The 17,281-nt window shown below is 63.0% G+C and carries 12 protein-coding genes; 3 read left to right on the top strand and 9 right to left on the bottom strand.

Annotation, left to right across the window (positions count from 1 at the left end):
- Positions 1-897, top strand: an 897-nt coding sequence (locus tag CIK75_RS12805; RefSeq protein WP_143413349.1) for a LysM peptidoglycan-binding domain-containing protein, incomplete at its 5' end; no start/stop codon positions are given.
- Positions 898-977: 80 nt separating this feature from the next.
- On the opposite strand, the gene CIK75_RS12800 is transcribed toward CIK75_RS12805, so the two are convergent.
- The 5 genes from CIK75_RS12800 to CIK75_RS12780 form a co-directional block, all read right to left on the bottom strand.
- Positions 978-2,444, bottom strand: a complete 1,467-nt coding sequence (locus CIK75_RS12800) for a PAS domain-containing sensor histidine kinase (protein WP_086999762.1) — start codon at positions 2,442-2,444, stop codon at positions 978-980.
- Between the two features lie 3 nt (positions 2,445-2,447).
- Positions 2,448-7,271: an NAD-glutamate dehydrogenase gene (locus CIK75_RS12795; RefSeq protein ID WP_086999760.1), complete on the bottom strand. Its 4,824-nt coding sequence runs from the start codon at positions 7,269-7,271 to the stop codon at positions 2,448-2,450.
- Between the two features lie 96 nt (positions 7,272-7,367).
- On the bottom strand, positions 7,368-8,609 hold the full coding sequence (locus CIK75_RS12790) for a hypothetical protein (protein ID WP_086999758.1): 1,242 nt from the start codon (positions 8,607-8,609) through the stop codon (positions 7,368-7,370).
- A complete protein-coding gene (locus CIK75_RS12785; protein WP_143269285.1) occupies positions 8,606-9,259 on the bottom strand; it encodes a hypothetical protein in 654 nt (217 codons plus the stop codon). Before CIK75_RS12785 ends, CIK75_RS12790 begins: the two co-directional genes overlap by 4 nt.
- A 147-nt stretch (positions 9,260-9,406) precedes the next feature.
- A complete protein-coding gene (locus tag CIK75_RS12780; protein ID WP_086999754.1) occupies positions 9,407-9,961 on the bottom strand; it encodes a hypothetical protein in 555 nt (184 codons plus the stop codon).
- A 120-nt stretch (positions 9,962-10,081) separates the two neighbouring features.
- Here CIK75_RS12780 and CIK75_RS12775 point away from each other — a divergent pair, with 120 nt between their 5' ends.
- Together CIK75_RS12775 and CIK75_RS12770 are read left to right on the top strand one after the other, a co-directional pair.
- A complete protein-coding gene (locus CIK75_RS12775) occupies positions 10,082-10,873 on the top strand; it encodes a LysM domain-containing protein (protein WP_143269284.1) in 792 nt (263 codons plus the stop codon).
- A gap of 5 nt (positions 10,874-10,878) precedes the next feature.
- Positions 10,879-11,451, top strand: a complete 573-nt coding sequence (locus CIK75_RS12770) for an Rv3235 family protein (protein ID WP_143269283.1) — start codon at positions 10,879-10,881, stop codon at positions 11,449-11,451.
- Here CIK75_RS12770 and secA read toward each other — a convergent pair.
- From secA to CIK75_RS12750, 4 genes are all read right to left on the bottom strand, one after another.
- A complete protein-coding gene (gene secA, locus CIK75_RS12765; protein ID WP_096224413.1) occupies positions 11,448-14,183 on the bottom strand; it encodes a preprotein translocase subunit SecA in 2,736 nt (911 codons plus the stop codon). The genes CIK75_RS12770 and secA overlap by 4 nt on opposite strands.
- 72 nt (positions 14,184-14,255) lie before the next feature.
- Entirely contained in the window at positions 14,256-15,506 is a 1,251-nt protein-coding gene (locus tag CIK75_RS12760) for a crosslink repair DNA glycosylase YcaQ family protein (RefSeq protein WP_143269282.1), read from the bottom strand.
- A gap of 28 nt (positions 15,507-15,534) precedes the next feature.
- A complete protein-coding gene (gene raiA, locus CIK75_RS12755; RefSeq protein ID WP_086999747.1) occupies positions 15,535-16,218 on the bottom strand; it encodes a ribosome-associated translation inhibitor RaiA in 684 nt (227 codons plus the stop codon).
- A gap of 161 nt (positions 16,219-16,379) precedes the next feature.
- Complete coding sequence (locus CIK75_RS12750; protein WP_096224412.1) at positions 16,380-17,267, bottom strand: phosphoribosyltransferase family protein; 888 nt, start codon at positions 17,265-17,267, stop codon at positions 16,380-16,382.
- Between the last annotated feature and the right edge of the window lie 14 nt (positions 17,268-17,281).

Here is a 17,281-nt window from a genome sequence, read left to right as displayed (position 1 = left end):
AAGAGTTCCAGCGGTTCGGCCTCGACCTACACGGTCAAGTCGGGCGACACCCTTTCCGGGATCGCCCAGAACGCAGGCATGGGCCTGTCCAAGCTCCTGGCAGCGAACAACATGACCATGTCCACCGTCATCTACCCGGGGAAGAAGCTCAAGCTCTCCGGCGGGTCGACCTCCTCCAAATCCAGCTCGAGTTCCTCCGGATCTTCGAGCTCTTCGAAGAAGACGACCACGAGCACCTATACGGTCAAGTCAGGAGACACCCTTTCGGGTATCGCCGGCAAGGCAGGTATGGGCTTGTCCAAGCTGCTGGCCGCCAACAACATGAGCAACTCCTCGGTCATCTACCCCGGGCAGAAGCTCAAACTCTCCGGCGGATCCACGGTTTCCTCGACGTCGTCGCCCCGCAAGCAGCTGGTTCCCGATACCTTCCTGCACTATAAGTACCCGGCCAGCACGGTGAAGTCAGCGAACGACAACAAGTACACGTTGCTATCGCGCAACCTTCCCTCGCGTTCGGAAATGCAGTCAATCATCGCCAGTACGGCACGCAAGATGGGCGTCGACCCCTCGCTGGCTCTGGCACATGCTTACCAGGAGTCCGGATTCAACATGGGAGCGGTCTCCCCCGCCAACGCCATCGGTGCCATGCAGGTCATTCCGACCTCGGGTGACTGGGCCTCCCAGTTGGTCGGCCGGAAGCTGGACCTGTTGAACCCCTACGACAACGCCACTGCTGGCGTGGCGATCATTCGTTCGCTGCAGCGCACCAGCCGGAGCGTCGAAGAAGGCATCGCCTCGTACTACCAGGGGCAGGGCTCGGTGAAACGCAATGGCATGTACAGCGACACCAAGACCTATGTGAAGTCCGTCAAGGCACACCAGAAGAAGTTCAACTGATCAACGGCTGAGCCACCACAACGCAGGCCGGTCCCTTCGGGGGCCGGCCTGCGTTATGTGATCCTGTCTTCTTTGGTCCCTCAGCTACGCAGCGGAAGATCCAGAATGACATCGGTGCCGCTATGGGCTCCGGGCTCCCATTCGATGGTTCCGGCCAGTTCGCTGGTCACCAAGGTGCGCACGATCTGCAGTCCAAGCCCGTCTTTGCGGGGTTCGGAACCCAGACCACGGCCGTCGTCGGAGACCACCACGCGCAACCGTTCGCTGCCGTCGGCGATCGTTCGACGCACTGCATGGAGGCTGACCGTACCGTCTCGCTCCCCCAAACCGTGTTCGACGGCGTTGGAAACCAGTTCGTTGACGACGAGTGACAGCGGGGTTGCCAACTCGCTGGGCAGTCCGCCGAAGGATCCCGAACGTTCTGTATGAACCACCTGACCCGGTGAGGCGACTTCGGCAGCCAACCTGAACTGGCGGTCAATCAGTTCATCGAAGTCAACGTTCTGACTCAGCCCCTGGGATAGGGTCTCGTGCACCAACGCGATCGTTGCCACCCTGCGCATGGCTTGTTCTAGTCCCTGCTTTCCATCTTCACTGACCATGCGGCGTGACTGCATGCGCAAGAGGGCCGCTACGGTCTGCAAGTTGTTCTTCACCCGATGGTGAATCTCACGGATGGTGGCGTCCTTCGACACCAGTTCCATCTCCCGACGCCGTAGCTCCGTGACATCACGGCAGAGCACCAGGGCCCCGTATCTCTTCTTGCCGTCACGCAAGGGGATGGCGCGCAGGGACAAACTGACCCCGTTGGACTCGACTTCGGTACGCCACGGCATTTTGCCGGTGACCACCAATGCCAAGGATTCGTCCACGAGACGGTGGTCTCTGAGGAGCCCCGTCGTCACTTCAGCCAGTGAACGGCTCTCCAAGGAATCCACGCCACCCAGACGACGGTAAGCAGAGACCCCGTTGGGACTGGCGTATTGCACGATGCCTTCGGCATCAAGACGAATCAGCCCGTCACCGACGCGAGGAGCGCCACGCCGGGACCCTGTAGGGGTGGCAAAGTCCGGCCACAAGCCCTGCATGCCCATGCGCAACAGATCAGTTGCACACTGCTTATAGGTCTGTTCCAACCGGGAGGCCATCCGCGAATTGGACAGGTCCTGATGACTCGTGACTACTGCCAGCGTCCTACCGTTGCGCACCATCGGGAAGGCCTCGATACGCATGGCCGATTCCTGTGTCCAGTGCTCCTCGCCGGCGCGCTGGGATTCGCCACTGGTCCAGGCTTGCTGGACCAGTGGGCGCAGGTCCTTGCGGATCCGCTCACCGACGAAGTCACTATGGAAGACGGTGTGGCTGGTGGAGGGACGTACATGCGCCAAGGCCACATACGTCCCTCCTGCCGAGGGATGCCACAGAACCAAGTCAGCGAAGGCCAGGTCCGCGACCATCTGCCAATCCCCCACCAGCAGGTGGAGCCATTCCTCGTCCCCAGGCCTAAAGTCGGCTTCGGCCCGGATCGGATCGGTGAACGTCGCCAAGAGCTACCGCCGGACGATCGAACGCAGGAGACGCAGTGCCACCGACAGTGAAGCCATATCGTCGCGTTCGAGGCTATTGACCTCATCGAACATGCTCTTCGCTCGTGCCAGGTTGTCGGCATTCTGCTCTTCCCATGCAACGACTCGCGCCTCGGGGGCGAGCACCTCCGGTGCGGCTTTCAGTGCCGCCTCGGTGATATCCACCGCCGTGGAATACAAATCGTCGCGCAGCGCCGCGCGGGCCAACGCCTGCCACCGGTCTCCGCGTGGGAGCCGCGTAATGCGTTCGAGCAATCCGTCGATACCGAAGCGTTCGAAGACCACGTAGTAGACGGCGGCGACCTCTCGGGCCGGCAGTCCCTGCACGTGGGCAGCCTGGGCGATATCCAGCAAGGCAAAACCCTCGAACTGCAGAGCCCACCGGGAAGCCAATCCCTCGGGCAGTCCCCACCGGAGGCCGTTGGCCTTCCATTCGGCGACGCGCTCGGCGTCGGCTCCGCGCAGCAGGTCCCCGAGCTCGGCCTGCAAGGCGGTGACCGTCGGTTCGAAGGCGTCGATGTCCTGCTGGACGCTCGTACCGGATCCCACATGGGAGATGAACCAACGCGTCGCCCGGTCCAGCAGCCGGCGCATATCCAGCTGGATACGGCACCAATGTTCGACGGGAACGCTTGCCGGCAAATCGGTCACTGCGTCAACGAACTCATCCAGCGCATAGATTTCGCGCAGCGCCACGAACGAGCGAGCCACCGACTCCTCGGTAGCGCTGGTCTCTTCCAGAACGCGGAAGGCATAGGTGATGCCACCCATATTGACGATGTCGTTGGCCACGACAGTACTGACGATTTCCCGACGCAACGGGTGGGTCAGGACGTCCTGGGGGAACTTCTCGGATAGCTGTACCGGGAAGTACTCGCGCATGGTCTGATCGAAATATGGGTCGTCGGCGAGTTTGGTCTGCGCCAACGCGGTGGCCAGCTGAATCTTGGAATAGGCCACCAAGACAGCTAGCTCGGGAGCGGTCAGCGATTTACCTCCGGCTAGTCGTTCCTCCAGTTCTTCGGTACTGGGCAGGAACTCGAGCTCGCGGTCGAGGTCCGCGTTCTCCTCCAGCCAGTCCATGAGGCGTTCGAAGCTCGGGCTCCATTCGGAAAGGTGCTGCTTGTCGTTGACCAACAGGATGTTCTGGTCGACGTTCGTGCGCAGGACCAGCCGGGCGACCTCGTCGGTCATCGAATGCAGGAACTCTGCCCGCTCGTCCTCGGGCAGTTTTCCTGCGGTGACCATGCGGTCGATCAGGATCTTGATGTTGACCTCGTGGTCGGAGCAGTCCACTCCGGCGGAATTGTCGATGGCGTCGGTGTTGAGGATGACCCCGTTGAGCGCGGCTTCGATCCGTCCACGCTGGGTCATTCCCAGGTTTCCACCCTCGCCGACGACGCGAGCACGCAAATCGTTGCCATCGACCCGGATGGCGTCATTGGCACGATCCCCGACATCCGCGTGGGATTCCGAGGAAGACTTCACGTAGGTGCCGATGCCCCCGTTGTAGACCAGGTCCACGGGAGCCGACAGTACGGCCCGCAGCAGATCCGGAGGAGACATCGACGTCGTCCCGTCCGGCAAGCCGAGAACCTCTCTGACTTGGTCGGAGACCGGGATGGACTTGGACTGACGGGGATAGACGCCACCGCCTTCGCTGATCAGCGACGTGTCGTAGTCTCCCCAGCTGGAGCGGGGTAGTTCATACAGACGTTGGCGCTCTGCGTAGGCCGGCTTCGGATCGGGGTTCGGGTCCAGGAAGATATGCCGGTGGTCGAAGGCGGCCACCAATTTGGCGTGTTCGGAACGCTGGAGCCCGTTGCCGAAGACGTCTCCGCTCATATCCCCGATCCCGGCCACGGTGAATTCTTCGGTCTGGGTGTCGACACCCAGCTCGAAGAAGTGCCGTTTGACCGATTCCCACGCCCCGCGCGCGGTGATACCCATGGCCTTGTGGTCGTAGCCCACCGAACCACCGGAGGCGAAGGCGTCACCGAGCCAGTGACCACGGGCCAACGAGATCTCGTTGGCGGTATCGGAGAAACTGGCCGTCCCCTTATCGGCGGCAACGACCAGGTAGGTGTCGTCGTCGTCCAGACGGACCACACGATCCGGCACGACCACCTTCTCCGTGTCGCCGTCCCTCACCAGGTTGTCGGTGATGTCCAGCAAGGCCGAAATGAAGATGCGGTAAGCGGCCTTGCCTTCCTCGATCCAGGCATTGCGATCAACCGTCGGGTCCGGCAGGTTCTTGGCAAAGAACCCACCCTTGGCCCCGGTGGGGACGATCACGGCGTTCTTCACCATTTGTGCCTTGACCAGCCCCAGGACTTCGGTTCTGAAGTCCTCGCGGCGATCCGACCAGCGCAGACCACCGCGGGCGACCTTGCCGTAGCGCAGGTGCACTCCTTCGACCCGTGGCGAATAGACCCAGATTTCGTATTGCGGGCGGGGGAAGGGAGCGCTGTCGATCCGGCCCGGTTCGAGCTTGAACGAGAGGTGGATGGTGTCTTGGTAGTAGTTCGTGCGTGTGGTGGCGTCGATGACGTTGACGAAGCGGCGCAGGAGTCGGTCAGCGTCAAGGGTGGCCACATGTTCGAGGCCAGCATCCAAAGCGGCGCGGGCCGTTTCGGTGCGGACCTTCCGTTGGCCTTCGTCGAGATCCGGATCGAAGGTGCCCTCGAACAGGTCGACCAGCGCCTCGGTGACTTCCGGGTTGGCCAGCATCGTGTCGGCAATGAAGCCGTAGGAGTTCGAGGCGCCGAGCTGGCCCAGGTACTTCGCGTAGGCCCGCAGAACAGCGGTCTCCCGCCAGGAAAGTCCCTGGGTCAGGATCAGACGGTCGAAGGCATCGGACTCGGCCCGTCCGACGAAGACCGCACGGTAGGCCTCGGTCAGCAGGTCGCTGGTTTCCAGCGGATCGATGCCCTCCGGGTATTTCAGACCCAGGTCGTAGAGGTAGAACTTCTTGCCGTCACGTCGTTCGATGGCGAAAGGCTTCTCATCAACGACTTCCAGTCCCTGATGGGAAAGCACCGGAAGAATCCGGCTCAACGACAGCGGTTCGGTCAAATACAGGTTCAGCCGCGCGTCGACACCCTGCTGGTCCTCGACATTTGAGGGGACATAGACTTGCAGCACGGGGCCTTCATGTTCCGGATCATCGTAGGTGGAGAAGCGTTCGATATCCTCGAGGGCGTCCTCGACTTCGAAGTTCACCCGGTATGCCTGCGGGAACGCATCGGCCCAAAGCCGGGACAATTCAGTGGCTTCGGAGCGTTCGAAGCGGCTGCGCACCTCTTCGTCCACACCTTCGGCCCAGGATCTGACGGCCCGCACCAACCGCTGTTCCAGCTCCTCGCGGGAGACCGTGGGCGTCTGCTCGCCCAGGGGTAGCCGAACTCGGTAAAACAGGCGGACGAGGGCAGATTCGTTCATCTGCACCTCGAATTCGGTGGAATCCGAGCAGTAGGCCTTCTTCAGTTCATTCTCGATGCGCAACCGGACGGCAGTGGTGTACCGGTCGCGGGGAAGGAAGACCAGTGCCGACATAAACCGACCGTAAATATCGGGCCTGAGGAACAGACTCGTGCGACGGCGCTCCTGCAACCGGAGAATTCCGGTGACGATACGCAGGAGGTCCTCAGGTTCGATCTGGAACAGCTCATCCCGCGGGTAGCTCTCCAGGATCGTCAGCAGGTCCTTGCCTGAATGCGAGTCCGGGGCGAAACCCGAGGCCTTGAGCACGCGTTCAACGTTTTCGCGGGCCACCGGGACGGACCGGACCGGACGGGTATAGGCGCTCGTGGCGAAGAGGCCGATGAAGCGCTGTTCGCCCGTGACGTTGCCTTGGGCATCGAAGCTCTTGACCCCGATGTAGTCCAGATAGACCGCGCGGTGGACCGTGGACCGCGAGTTGGCCTTGGTGATCACCAGCGGACGTTTCTCACGGGCCTTGTCCCGCCCCAATTTGGTCAGTTCCTGCCGGAGCATGGTGGTGCCGGACCTGCGCATCAGGCCCAGCCCGCTCTCGGGGCGGACGTGCAGGACGTCCTGACCGTCTTCAACGGCCAGGTCGTATTCGCGATATCCCAGGAACGTGAAGTTGCCGTCGTCGAGCCAGCGCAATAGCTCGGCAGCGCTTTCCCTGTCGGGGATCTCGGAATTCACGTCAGCAAGTGAATCGGCGATCTCGTGGGCCTTGGCGCGCATCGGCGCCCAATCCTCCACAGCGTCACGCACATCGGAGAGGACCTGCTCCAGGCCCTCGACCAGTGCCGTGACCCGTTCCTGGTCCGGCGTCCCGGCGATTTCGATGGCGATCCAGGATTCGACGGTTGATGTCCCGACCTGATTCATGAAGCCGGCAAGATTCGGCAAGGCGGCGGTGTCCCCGGATGAGGTGGCCTCGGCGGTGTTCACCGGTTCAACGGTGGTCGCGATCCCCTGTTCGTCGCGACGGACCAGGCAAGTCGGGTGAACAACCAGAGTGATGCCTTGTTCCTGTCGGACGATCTCCGCGGTGACCGAGTCAACAAGGAAGGGCATGTCATCGGTGACGACATAGGCGACGGCACGATCTTCCTCCAGGTCGACCGCGACCTTCGCCCGGCCATGCTCGCGCTGGTGCCCGACGCCCAAATGCACCCCGATGCGGTGGCTGAGCTTCTCCGGTGGATACGTTGTCGCGTCCTCCGGTGAGAGATGCCCGTAGTAGGCCTCGGCGAACTGGGGGGTGTTGGTCTCGGCAATGAATCCTGTAGGACTGCCCGACTCCGACGACATCTATTAACGCCTCCGTAAAAGGATGAGGACCGCGCCTTTGCGGTCTCGAACACTTCAAGACTAACCCGAGGACCGGTTAGCTCCCAATGGGCCGTATCAACGGTTGAAGAACCCCGTACGACGGCGGATTTCCACCGAAACGAGGGCTGCGATCTTGCCCCGCAAAATACTGTCGGGGGCCGACTCGGCCAACACACTGCCCTGCAGCAAGGCCCGGTCCGCTGCGTCCGGGTCCCAGGGCAGCATCGCGTCGATCCCGCCCCCTGGCCCAAAGCGCTCCCAACTCTCCAGCAGCGCCCGTTCGGGCGAGGGCCCCACTGCCGAACGACGCACCCGGTTGAAGACCACGCGTGGTGTCGTCTCGGGCAGGATGTCCCGCAGTTCCTCGAGGCCTTTGATCATCCGGGGCACCCCGACGCTGTCGGCGGACCCGACGGCAATGACCTCTGCTGCGGCTTCCAAGACGGTGAGGGCGGCACCGTTGCGTTGCGGGGCAGACGTGTCGTAGGTCAGGTCTTCGTCGCGTTCAAGGAAGGAAGCGACGTCCACGACCACCACATCGGCGCGACGGCGGACGAAGTCCAGCACCCGGTTCAAGGCCCCGGCCCGTACTTCGGGCCAGCGTTGCGGCCTCGACAACCCTGTGGCCACCCGGATCGTCGTCCCACCGACGGCGACGGCGGCACAGGAACGTTCGAATCCGGACTGGTCGAGCATGCCCTGATCGGAGAGCCGACATAGTTGCGCCAGCCCCGCCGACTCGTCGAGCAGCCCCAGGTGGACGGCGACGCTGGCGCCGTAGGTGTCGGCATCGACCAGCAACACCCGCCGGCCGTCCATGGCAGCTTCGGCAGCCAGGTTCACGGCGATCAGGGTCTTCCCAGTCGAACCCACCGGACCCCAGACGGCCAGGACTGGGCAGGGTTCGGGCTGCGCGATGGGTTCTTCCCTCTCGGAGGCCTGCGCACGACGCGCACCGCGCGGTGGCGGTCGGTGGACGCCGGCAACCAACAGTTCGAGCAAGTCGGAGATCGATTGTTCTGTTGCGGTCGTGGGTTCCACGCCGAGGCCCAGCTCGGAGAGCCGAGCGGCATCCGAGGTTTCGTCGGTGATGACCACCGCAGGTACGCCGTGGAAGGACAATTCGTCGGCGAACTCCGCGTCGATGTCCATCGGCGGGCCCATCAGTAGCGCGGCATCGGCCAAACCGGATTCGGCCAAGGCAACGACTTCACTCAGTTCCTCACAGTGCCGCACGATGGTGACCATTCCGCGCAGCCGTTCAAGACGGTCCGCCAAATCTCCGCCCCAGCCCCAGACGACGACGGCGATACTCATTCGGTGGGCCCTCCAGCGGCGAAGACCACTGTCAATTGCGCTTCATTGGCCAGCGCAGAAATCATATCGGGCAGATCCTCATCGCTCACCAGAAGTTCAACCACCTGCCCTGAGGTTCCTCCGAAACCGGAATCAAGCTCATGGATGGCACTGACCTCCACGGTTTCCAGCAGCTTCTTCGGGTCCTCAAAGGTGGTGGAGTTCGCTCCCCGCTCGGCAGCCCACACATCAACTCTCGTGCCGACTGCCACTGCGACGGGCAAGTCTTTGGATAGCTCAACTGATAGAGGTTTACGTCCCTGCGGGTCGCTTCCCCCCAGGGAGGCCAAGGGCACCAGCTCACCACTGCGGATCAGCGTATTGGCCTGCAGACCTTCGGCAAGGGCCTCTTGGGCGGTGAGGTAGTGGTCTTGGACGGAATCTAGGCGTACGTCGACGATGTCCAGCCCGGTGGATTCCACCTTCTCCCCCATGCTGATGTCCTGGTTGGCTACGTAGACCGGAACCGTTTTGTTCTGCACCGACAGCAGGGTCAAGACCCCCGCCACCGCGACGACGACCAAAAGGATGCCAACAATCAGCCGCGGGTCCCTCCACCCGGGTTTGCGCAATCTGCGCGCCGGCTCACTGTGCTGCACATCGGTTGCCACGCTGCCTCAGCTTCCCGCCCACTGCGATGACACAGTCTGCGTTGGTAGGAGAAGTGCCGGTGGATGGTCCCTCCCTGAACGTCAACACTAATGACTCAACCCTTAACACCCAAGGGTCTGAGGCGATCTGTGGATATTCGGCGGTTTTCAGGCCTCATGCCGCAGGACAGCGATCGAGCCAAAGGGAAGCAAGACCACGGATTTCACGTCTGCGCTGCGGCGGTACCCGTCGGCAGGATGTCGGGCCAGACGAATATGGTCGGCTCCGGCATGGTCCAAGGTCCCGCTCCCCAGCAAAACACCATCGACGGCCCACACCGTCACCCGGGCCCGGTCGCGCACGAGCGAACGCAAGGCAGCGCCTTGGCTCACCCGGCGTCGAACGATGGCGTCCTCCACGACCGCGGCACGCTGAGCGGCCACCTCTATCGACCTGACCCCTGCGGCCAGCACCAGATATTCGGCAGTGCCCTCGAGCAGCGATAACCAATTCACCCCCACATGAACCAGTACGCCGCGCAACCGCTGACCGGAGAGCAGGTCAAGAGCTATGTGCCCTCCGGTTTGACCAGCCAGATGGTCCCAGAGCCGCAGCTGAGACCGTTCGATCCGGACCATCTCCTGGATCTCCACGGTGCGCTCCCGCGCCCGGGCAGCATTCAGTTGGGACTCCAGATCGGCGAATAAAGACTCCCAACGCATGGGCCCACCCTATTCCCATGGATAACTGAAGCCTCTGGACAGCAACGACGACAAGTGCAATGATCAACCTCAGACACCAACAAATGATATTAAATGACATCAAACAAGAGGGTGATGATCGTGAGTAGACAAGGGTTGGATGACCCTGAGCAGACGACGTCGGTCATCACCGGGGTGTTAATCGTGCTCTGTGGGATCCTGCTGGTGCTCTGTGGCGCCGTCTGGCTCCACCACGGCATTCCAGGAGGCGGGCCTTCGAGGTACTCCCCCGTCGGTTGGGACCGCAACGCGGCGCTCACCTGTGTCGTTCTGGGATTGGCGGTGATCATCGGATGGCTCTTCAGTTTCCTGGCCGCGCTCCTCAGTGAAATCCTGCGCCGCTGCGGACGGGCGGCAGCAGCCCAGCACACGGCCCGCCTTTCACCGGCCTTTATGCGCCGCTTGGCAGCAGCCCTGCTCGGCTCCCAGCTCCTGGTGGTGCCGACCGCCCACGCCCTCGCTCCCGTTCCCGCCCCAGCCATCTCGGCTGAAACTGTTCCCTTCAGCCTTCCCCGCCCCGATCTCACGGTCCCCGCACCGGAAGCGAGGGTACCTACTGCTTCCCTGGCCGAACCTCCGCTACCAACACCTCAATGGAATGCCGAGCAGCCGGCCGCGCCCATGGACCGACTGATGGGCCAACCAGGCGAAGCAGCCAGCCCGGGGAACACGGTAGTGGTCGGTACCGGAGATTCACTCTGGTTGATCGCCGCCCGGATGGCCGGGCCCGGGGCAAGTGATGCACAAATTGCCCACGACTGGCCTCGCTGGTACCAAGCCAACCGGGAAGCCATCGGCCCAGACCCGGATCTATTGCAGATCGGAACCGTCTTGACCCGGCCACGAGCCGAGCTGGACCAGAACGGAAAGTAGGAGCCATGAGCCACCCAGCACAACCCGATCCCCCGCCACCAAATAGTATTGCCGGTCCCGGGATCGGGTTTTCCGCAGGATCACCGGAGGCAATGATCCGCCCCCTGCCAGTGCGCAAATTCGCTGACCTACTCCCGGCTTCCACCTATCGGTATCCCGCCAAGACCACCGACAGGACCACGCCGGGCCGCCCGGCTTCGGGTGCGCGGCACGAAGCGGGGGAAGCAGCCCGGCGCGAAGAAGTCGCCCACGTGCAGACGATCGTGCGCCTGGTCGCCCTCGCCGCGTTCGAATCGATGTCGGGGGTCAGACCGGTCCACCAGCTGGCCCGTTGGCTTGAAGCCAGCCAGTACGAGAAACTTCGTTGCCGAGTCGCCCTGATCAATGCCACGCAACCCGACGACGGATCCCGATCCCACCGCAACACCAGCATCCGTCGCACCCGGCTCTGCCCGGTGGCGACCGGCGCTTACGAGGCCAGCCTGGTGGTCGCCGAAAACAACCGTGTCCGTGCCGCCGCTCTCCGGGTGGAGCGGCGACACGGACACTGGACCGTTGTCGACCTGCAGTTGGGTTAGCTGCGCTTGGACTTCTTGGAACGACGCTCGGCCCGGTTGGCCTTGCCCTTTGTTTTGTTTTCAGTCGAGGCGGAACGCTGCACATGGGATTCCGGATCGCCATCTTCACTGGGTGAGGTGTACTGCAACGTCGACGGACGGGCCGGCGCGTCCAGGCCAGGGGTGTTCAGTACCGGCGTCGTGGTGTTCGAACGCCCGTCGGTCACCCCGGGCAGGGATACCGGTGTCGGCGCGGCAACCTCGACCTCGAGGTTGAAGAGGAAACCGACGCTTTCCTCGCGGATGGCCTCCATCATCGTCTGGAACATCACGAAACCTTCGCGCTGGTATTCGACCAGCGGGTCACGCTGGGCCATCGCCCGCAGCCCGATGCCCTCCTTGAGGTAGTCCATCTCGTAGAGGTGTTCCTGCCATTTGCGTCCGATCACGCTCAAGACGACGCGGCGTTCGAGTTCACGCAGATTTTCCGACCCAATGGCCCGTTCGCGTTCTTCGTACTGAACGCGCGCGTCGGAGAGGATCTCCTCGTGGAGGAACTCCGGGGTGATGCGGCCGGGGCCACCACCTTCTTCCAGGACTTCGTCAATGGTCAACCCCATCGGGTACAACTGCCCCAGGTTGGTCCACAATTGCTTGAAGTCCCAGTCGTCACCGTGCCCCACGCTCGTCGTCTCGGCCACCATGGCCTTGATCGCGTCCTCCAAGAAATGCTGGACCTGCTCCTGCAGGTCGCCGCCTTCGAGGATACGACGGCGGTCGCCGTAGATGGCCTCACGCTGGCGGTTCATGACGTCGTCGTACTTCAGGACGTTCTTGCGCTGTTCGGCGTTGGTCGACTCGACCTGGCCCTGGGCGGTTTCGATGGCCCGCGAAACGATCTTCGATTCCAGTGCCATGTCCTCGGGCATCGAGGGGTTGTTCATGATCCGTTGGGCCGCGTTGGCGTTGAAGCGGCGCATCAGCTCATCGGTCATGGACAGGTAGAAACGGGACTCCCCCGGATCGCCCTGACGTCCGGAACGGCCACGGAGCTGGTTGTCGATACGGCGGGATTCGTGGCGTTCGGTACCCAGGACGTAGAGCCCGCCCAGCCCGCGGACCTCGTCGGCCTCGGCCTTCACGCTCTCCCGGGCCGCGGCGAAGACCTCATCCCAGACCCGCTCGTATTCCTCCGAATCGCGTTCGGGATCCAGCCCACGGCGTTCCATATCAGCAACCGCCAGGAACTCGGCGTTGCCGCCGAGCATGATGTCGGTACCGCGGCCAGCCATATTGGTTGCCACGGTGACAGCGCCCTTCTTGCCGGCCTGGGCGATCACGGCAGCCTCACGGGCGTGTTGCTTGGCGTTGAGCACCTCGTGGCGGACGCCCTCCTGGGCGAGCTTGCGGGAAAGGTATTCGCTCTTTTCGACGCTCGTGGTGCCGATCAAGACCGGTTGTCCGGCAGCGTGGCGTTCAACGATGTCCTGGGCAACGGCGTCGAATTTGGCGATCTCGTTCTTGTAGATCAGGTCCGACTGGTCCTTACGCACCATCGGTTTATTCGTGGGGATCTCCACGACACCGATGCTGTAGGTGCCCATGAACTCTGCTGCCTCGGTCTGCGCGGTGCCGGTCATGCCGGAAAGCTTCGCGTAGAGGCGGAAATAGTTCTGCAGGGTGACCGTGGCCATGGTCTGGTTCTCGGCCTTGATCTCGACGTTTTCCTTCGCCTCGATCGCCTGGTGCATGCCTTCGTTATAGCGGCGCCCGGCCAGGGTACGGCCGGTATGTTCGTCGACGATCATGACTTCGCCCTTGATCACGACGTAGTCCTTGTCCTTCTTGAACAATTCCTTGGCCTTGATGGCGTTGTTCAGGAAACCAATCAGCGGGGTATTGGCCTCTTCGTAGAGGTTGTGGATGCCCAGATGGTCTTCGACCTTCTCGATCCCTGCCTCCAGCACGCCCACGGTGCGCTTCTTTTCATCGACCTCATAGTCGGTGTCGATCTCCAGCCGGGTCACGAGTCGGGCGAATTCGCTGAACCAGCGGTTCACGTCGCCTTGGGCTTGACCCGAAATGATCAACGGGGTCCTGGCCTCATCGATGAGAATGGAGTCGACCTCATCGACGATGGCGAAGTTGTGGCCGCGCTGGACCAGCTCGTCCTTGCTCCAGGCCATGTTGTCGCGCAGATAGTCGAAACCGAACTCGTTATTCGTTCCGTAGGTGATATCTGCTTCGTACTGCTGGCGACGCACGGAAGGATCCTGGTTGGACAGGATGCAGCCCGTTGTCATGCCGAGGAACCGGAAGACGCGCCCCATCAGGTCCGATTGGTACTCGGCGAGGTAGTCGTTGGTCGTAATGACGTGGACGCCCTTGCCGGAGATGGCATTCAGGTAGGCGGGCCCGGTGGCGACCAGAGTCTTACCTTCACCGGTCTTCATCTCGGCAATATCACCCAAGTGCAAGGCGGCCCCGCCCATGAGCTGGACGTCGAAGTGACGCATGCCCAGGGTGCGGTCCGACGCCTCGCGTACTGCGGCAAAGGCCTCGGGTAGCAGCGAGTCCAGTGAAGCGCCTTCTTGGAAGCGCTTCTTGAAGCCCTCGGTTTCGGCCCGCAGATCCGCATCCGACATGGCCCGGAACTCGTCCTCAAGCAGGTTGATGGCCTCCGCGTATCCGCGCAGTCGCTTCAGGGTCTTCTTGTCGCCGGTCCGCAGGACGCGTTCTAGCAGTGATGCCACGTGGTAGCTCCAAATCTCAGGCACAGGAATTCTGGCTTGACCAGTCTACGGGAGACACGATCGACAGCCCGTTCAAGTTCCCGTGCTTCGCGTCCCCACCGTAGCGGCCAGTTCTAGGGAAAGGCTACCCTCCAGTTGGACCTGCACCGATTCCAAACCGAGCCATTCAGCCATCAGGAAAAGCTCTGACGCGAGTTCAGCGGCAGTTTCGGTGGGCGCTGCGGGTTCTGGGTGGCTGGATCTGACGATGAGCGCGCCTCGGGCACGATCGGCCTTGAGGTCGACCCGGGCCACGATCTGCTCACCCAGCAGGAACGGGAGCACGTAGTAGCCATAACGTCGTTTGGCTGCTGGGGTATAGATCTCGAGCCGGTAGTGGAACCCAAAGAGTTGCTCGAGCCGTCGGCGTTCGAAGACCAACGAATCGAAGGGGCTCAGCAGTGCTCGCGCCCGCGCCGTGCGGGGTTTGAGCGCGCTGTTGTGGAGGAATTGGCGTCCGGGCCACCCCAGGACGTCAACCGGCTCAAGTACCCCTTCCTCGACAAGCCGCTCCACGGCAACTGCCGCGACGCGAACAGGCAACCTGAAGTAATCGGCTAAGCAGCGCACCGTGCCGATGCCATGGGCCCTGGCTGCCGCTTCAACCAGTCGATGGGCCGAGGATTCACGTTCGGCCCCCGAACCTAACGGGACCGGCGCGAGGGGGCCCGCGTCCCGCGCGTGCGGGGGAAGAACCTGGGAGATCAGGGCATAGCGGCGTTCAAACTGGGCGTTTCGACTGGCAACGCCGACCTCTCCGACGGCGAAGAGCGCCTCCAACGCCTCCTTGACCGTGGACCGGTTCCATCCCCAGCCGGAGCGGTCGATCTTCTCGTGATGCCCCAACCGGGCGGCCACTTCACGGGCAGTCAGGGGGCGCGAGGAAGCCAGCAACTCCACAATCCGGTCGGCCAGTTCACGCAGCCACGGACGATCAGAGCTGAAGCTGCCCATCCAGGTCCGCCGTTGCCAGAGCAACAGGTCGGCATGGTGTTCGGGGCGAATAAAGCTGGCTTCATGAGCCCAGTACTCCACCATGCGGCGCGGTGACCGTGAGGACATCCGGTCCACCAGGGCCGGAGCGTAGGGCCCCAAACGAGCAAAAAGCGGAAGGTAGTGCGCCCGGGTCAGAACATTGACCGAATCAATCTGGAGCAGTTGCAGGCGTTCGAAGGTGCGGCCCACCTGCCGGGCGGTTGCCGGGCCGGTGGGCCGTTCCTGATGAAGTCCCTGGGCTGCCAGCGCAATGCGCCGGGCTTGGGCCAAGGTCATCGATCGGGTCATCGAGCCCTACCGGGCTCAGGCACCGTCATCAGACGGCGGCACCCTGTGAACCACGGTACTTCCGCGTTTCCACGGTCTCCTCGTCGGAGTGGTTGTCATCGAGGGTGATGACCCCGTAGTTCCATTGCCGCCGGCGGTATACCACCGAGCTGACACCGGTTTCGGCATCCACGAAGAGGTAGAACGGGTGACCGACGAGTTCCATGCGGTCCACGGCATCGTCCACGCTCATGGTCTCGGAAGGGAAGACCTTGCGGCGGATTTCGACGGGGCTTTCCGCGGCAGCTTCGGCTGCTTCTCGCTCCTGGTCTTGTTCCTGGCGGGTTTGTTCATGCAGGGGCATGGTGCTGCTGACCGGTTCCAGTGTCGACGTCGCCTGGAATACGGCCTTCGGTGTCTGGCGACCGTGGTGAACTTTCCTCCGATCGCGAGCCCGACGCAACCGCTCGAGCAATTTGGCGAAGGCGGTATCGAAGGCCGCGAACTTATCGGCGGCCTTGGCCTCGGCACGGATGGCCGGTCCGCTGCCCACGACACTGATTTCCACTGTCAGCTGGGCTTCGGCCTGCCGGGCGTTGGGTTCCTTGGTGACTTTCACATCGAGGCGCTGGACCTTGCTGGCCAACTGCTCGATCTTGTCCGTCTTCTCGTCCGCGTACTCGCGGAATCGGTCGGATACCGTCACGTTGCGCCCGGTGATGTTCATCTCCATGGTGTCCTCCTACTGACCTCGGGTGACACGACAGCGGCTGAAAGTCTCTCCTTTCAACCGCTGAAGATGGGTTCTTCTCCTCTTGGTGAGGTGCCCATACTCAACCGTAATCCAGGGCGCTGGTTAATCAAGCCTTCCCACCCTTCATTTCGTGATCCGTGTCACGCAAGTGGTGGGAAATCATGAAATGCCGGGTCTGCGGCTCGTCCACCGGCTGGCGTGTCGGCGCCTATGGGGCCAGGTTCATCGAGGTCGGAGCCTTCGTGGTGTCGCGGTGCCGCGGTGGCCGCCACGACGACGGCACCCTCCACCCGGACCCCTGCAGCCTGGAGTTGGTGATGCGCGCGGGCCAGCGTCGCACCGGTGGTGAGGACATCGTCCACCAGAAGCACCGGGCGGTCGGGGATTCGTGGATGCGGGAGCAGGACCATTTTCGCGGCACTGCCCGCGCGGGCCCTGCGTCCCTTACTCTTCTGTGCTGCCCCCGCCCACGGCGGCCCGGGGCGGACCCGCAGGAGCCGGGCGCTGGTGGTGGACGGCGGCAGCAGGGCCCGTCGCTGGATCCAGGCCAGCAGCACATCCACCGGAGCGTATCCACGGTGGGCTCGTGCGAGGCGGGTCGAGGGGATCGGGACGAGCAGAACGCTACTATCGAAACGATCTACTGCCAGCCGGAGGGCCCCTGCCAGGGCTGGCCCCAAAACCCCTGCCAGGGACACTCGTTGACGGTTCTTGAACGCCAGAACGGCGGCTGAGACTTCGCGAGAATAGATCCCGGCGGCCATCACGGGCAAAGGCTCTCCCCCCGGGTCCAGTGGCAAGGATTCGGCTCCTTCCTGCGCTTCAAAGGGGCGCACGGTCGCTGCGCGGAACGCCCCTCGGCAGGTTCGGCACATCACGGCGTCGGGGCTGCGGCAGTAAACGCAGTCGCTGGGCGCGGCCACCGAACCGAGCTCAGCCAACGCCGTCAGCGGCCCCTGGACCGTTGCGGAGAAGACCAGCGAGTCCAGTCCGCGGGCCCAGGATTCGGGTAGCTGCGGGTATTCCATGCCGCCATGCTCCC

It is taken from the genome of Glutamicibacter sp. BW78, from assembly GCF_002332245.1.
In the GTDB taxonomy this organism is placed as follows: Bacteria; Actinomycetota; Actinomycetes; order Actinomycetales; family Micrococcaceae; genus Arthrobacter_H; species Arthrobacter_H rhombi_A.
The sequence above is the reverse complement of the archived record's forward strand: the minus strand, read 5'-3'. Positions and strand labels throughout refer to the sequence as shown.

Excerpts from the sequence above, each read along its gene's own strand:
- CIK75_RS12750 (WP_096224412.1), bottom strand. The coding sequence starts at position 17,267 with ATGGAATACCCGCAGCTACCCGAATCCTGGGCCCGCGGACTGGACTCG.
- CIK75_RS12760 (WP_143269282.1), bottom strand. The coding sequence starts at position 15,506 with ATGACCCGATCGATGACCTTGGCCCAAGCCCGGCGCATTGCGCTGGCA.
- CIK75_RS12790 (WP_086999758.1), bottom strand. The coding sequence starts at position 8,609 with ATGAGTATCGCCGTCGTCGTCTGGGGCTGGGGCGGAGATTTGGCGGAC.
- CIK75_RS12770 (WP_143269283.1), top strand. The coding sequence starts at position 10,879 with ATGAGCCACCCAGCACAACCCGATCCCCCGCCACCAAATAGTATTGCC.
- raiA (WP_086999747.1), bottom strand. The coding sequence starts at position 16,218 with ATGGAGATGAACATCACCGGGCGCAACGTGACGGTATCCGACCGATTC.
- CIK75_RS12780 (WP_086999754.1), bottom strand. The coding sequence starts at position 9,961 with ATGCGTTGGGAGTCTTTATTCGCCGATCTGGAGTCCCAACTGAATGCT.
- CIK75_RS12795 (WP_086999760.1), bottom strand. The coding sequence starts at position 7,271 with ATGTCGTCGGAGTCGGGCAGTCCTACAGGATTCATTGCCGAGACCAAC.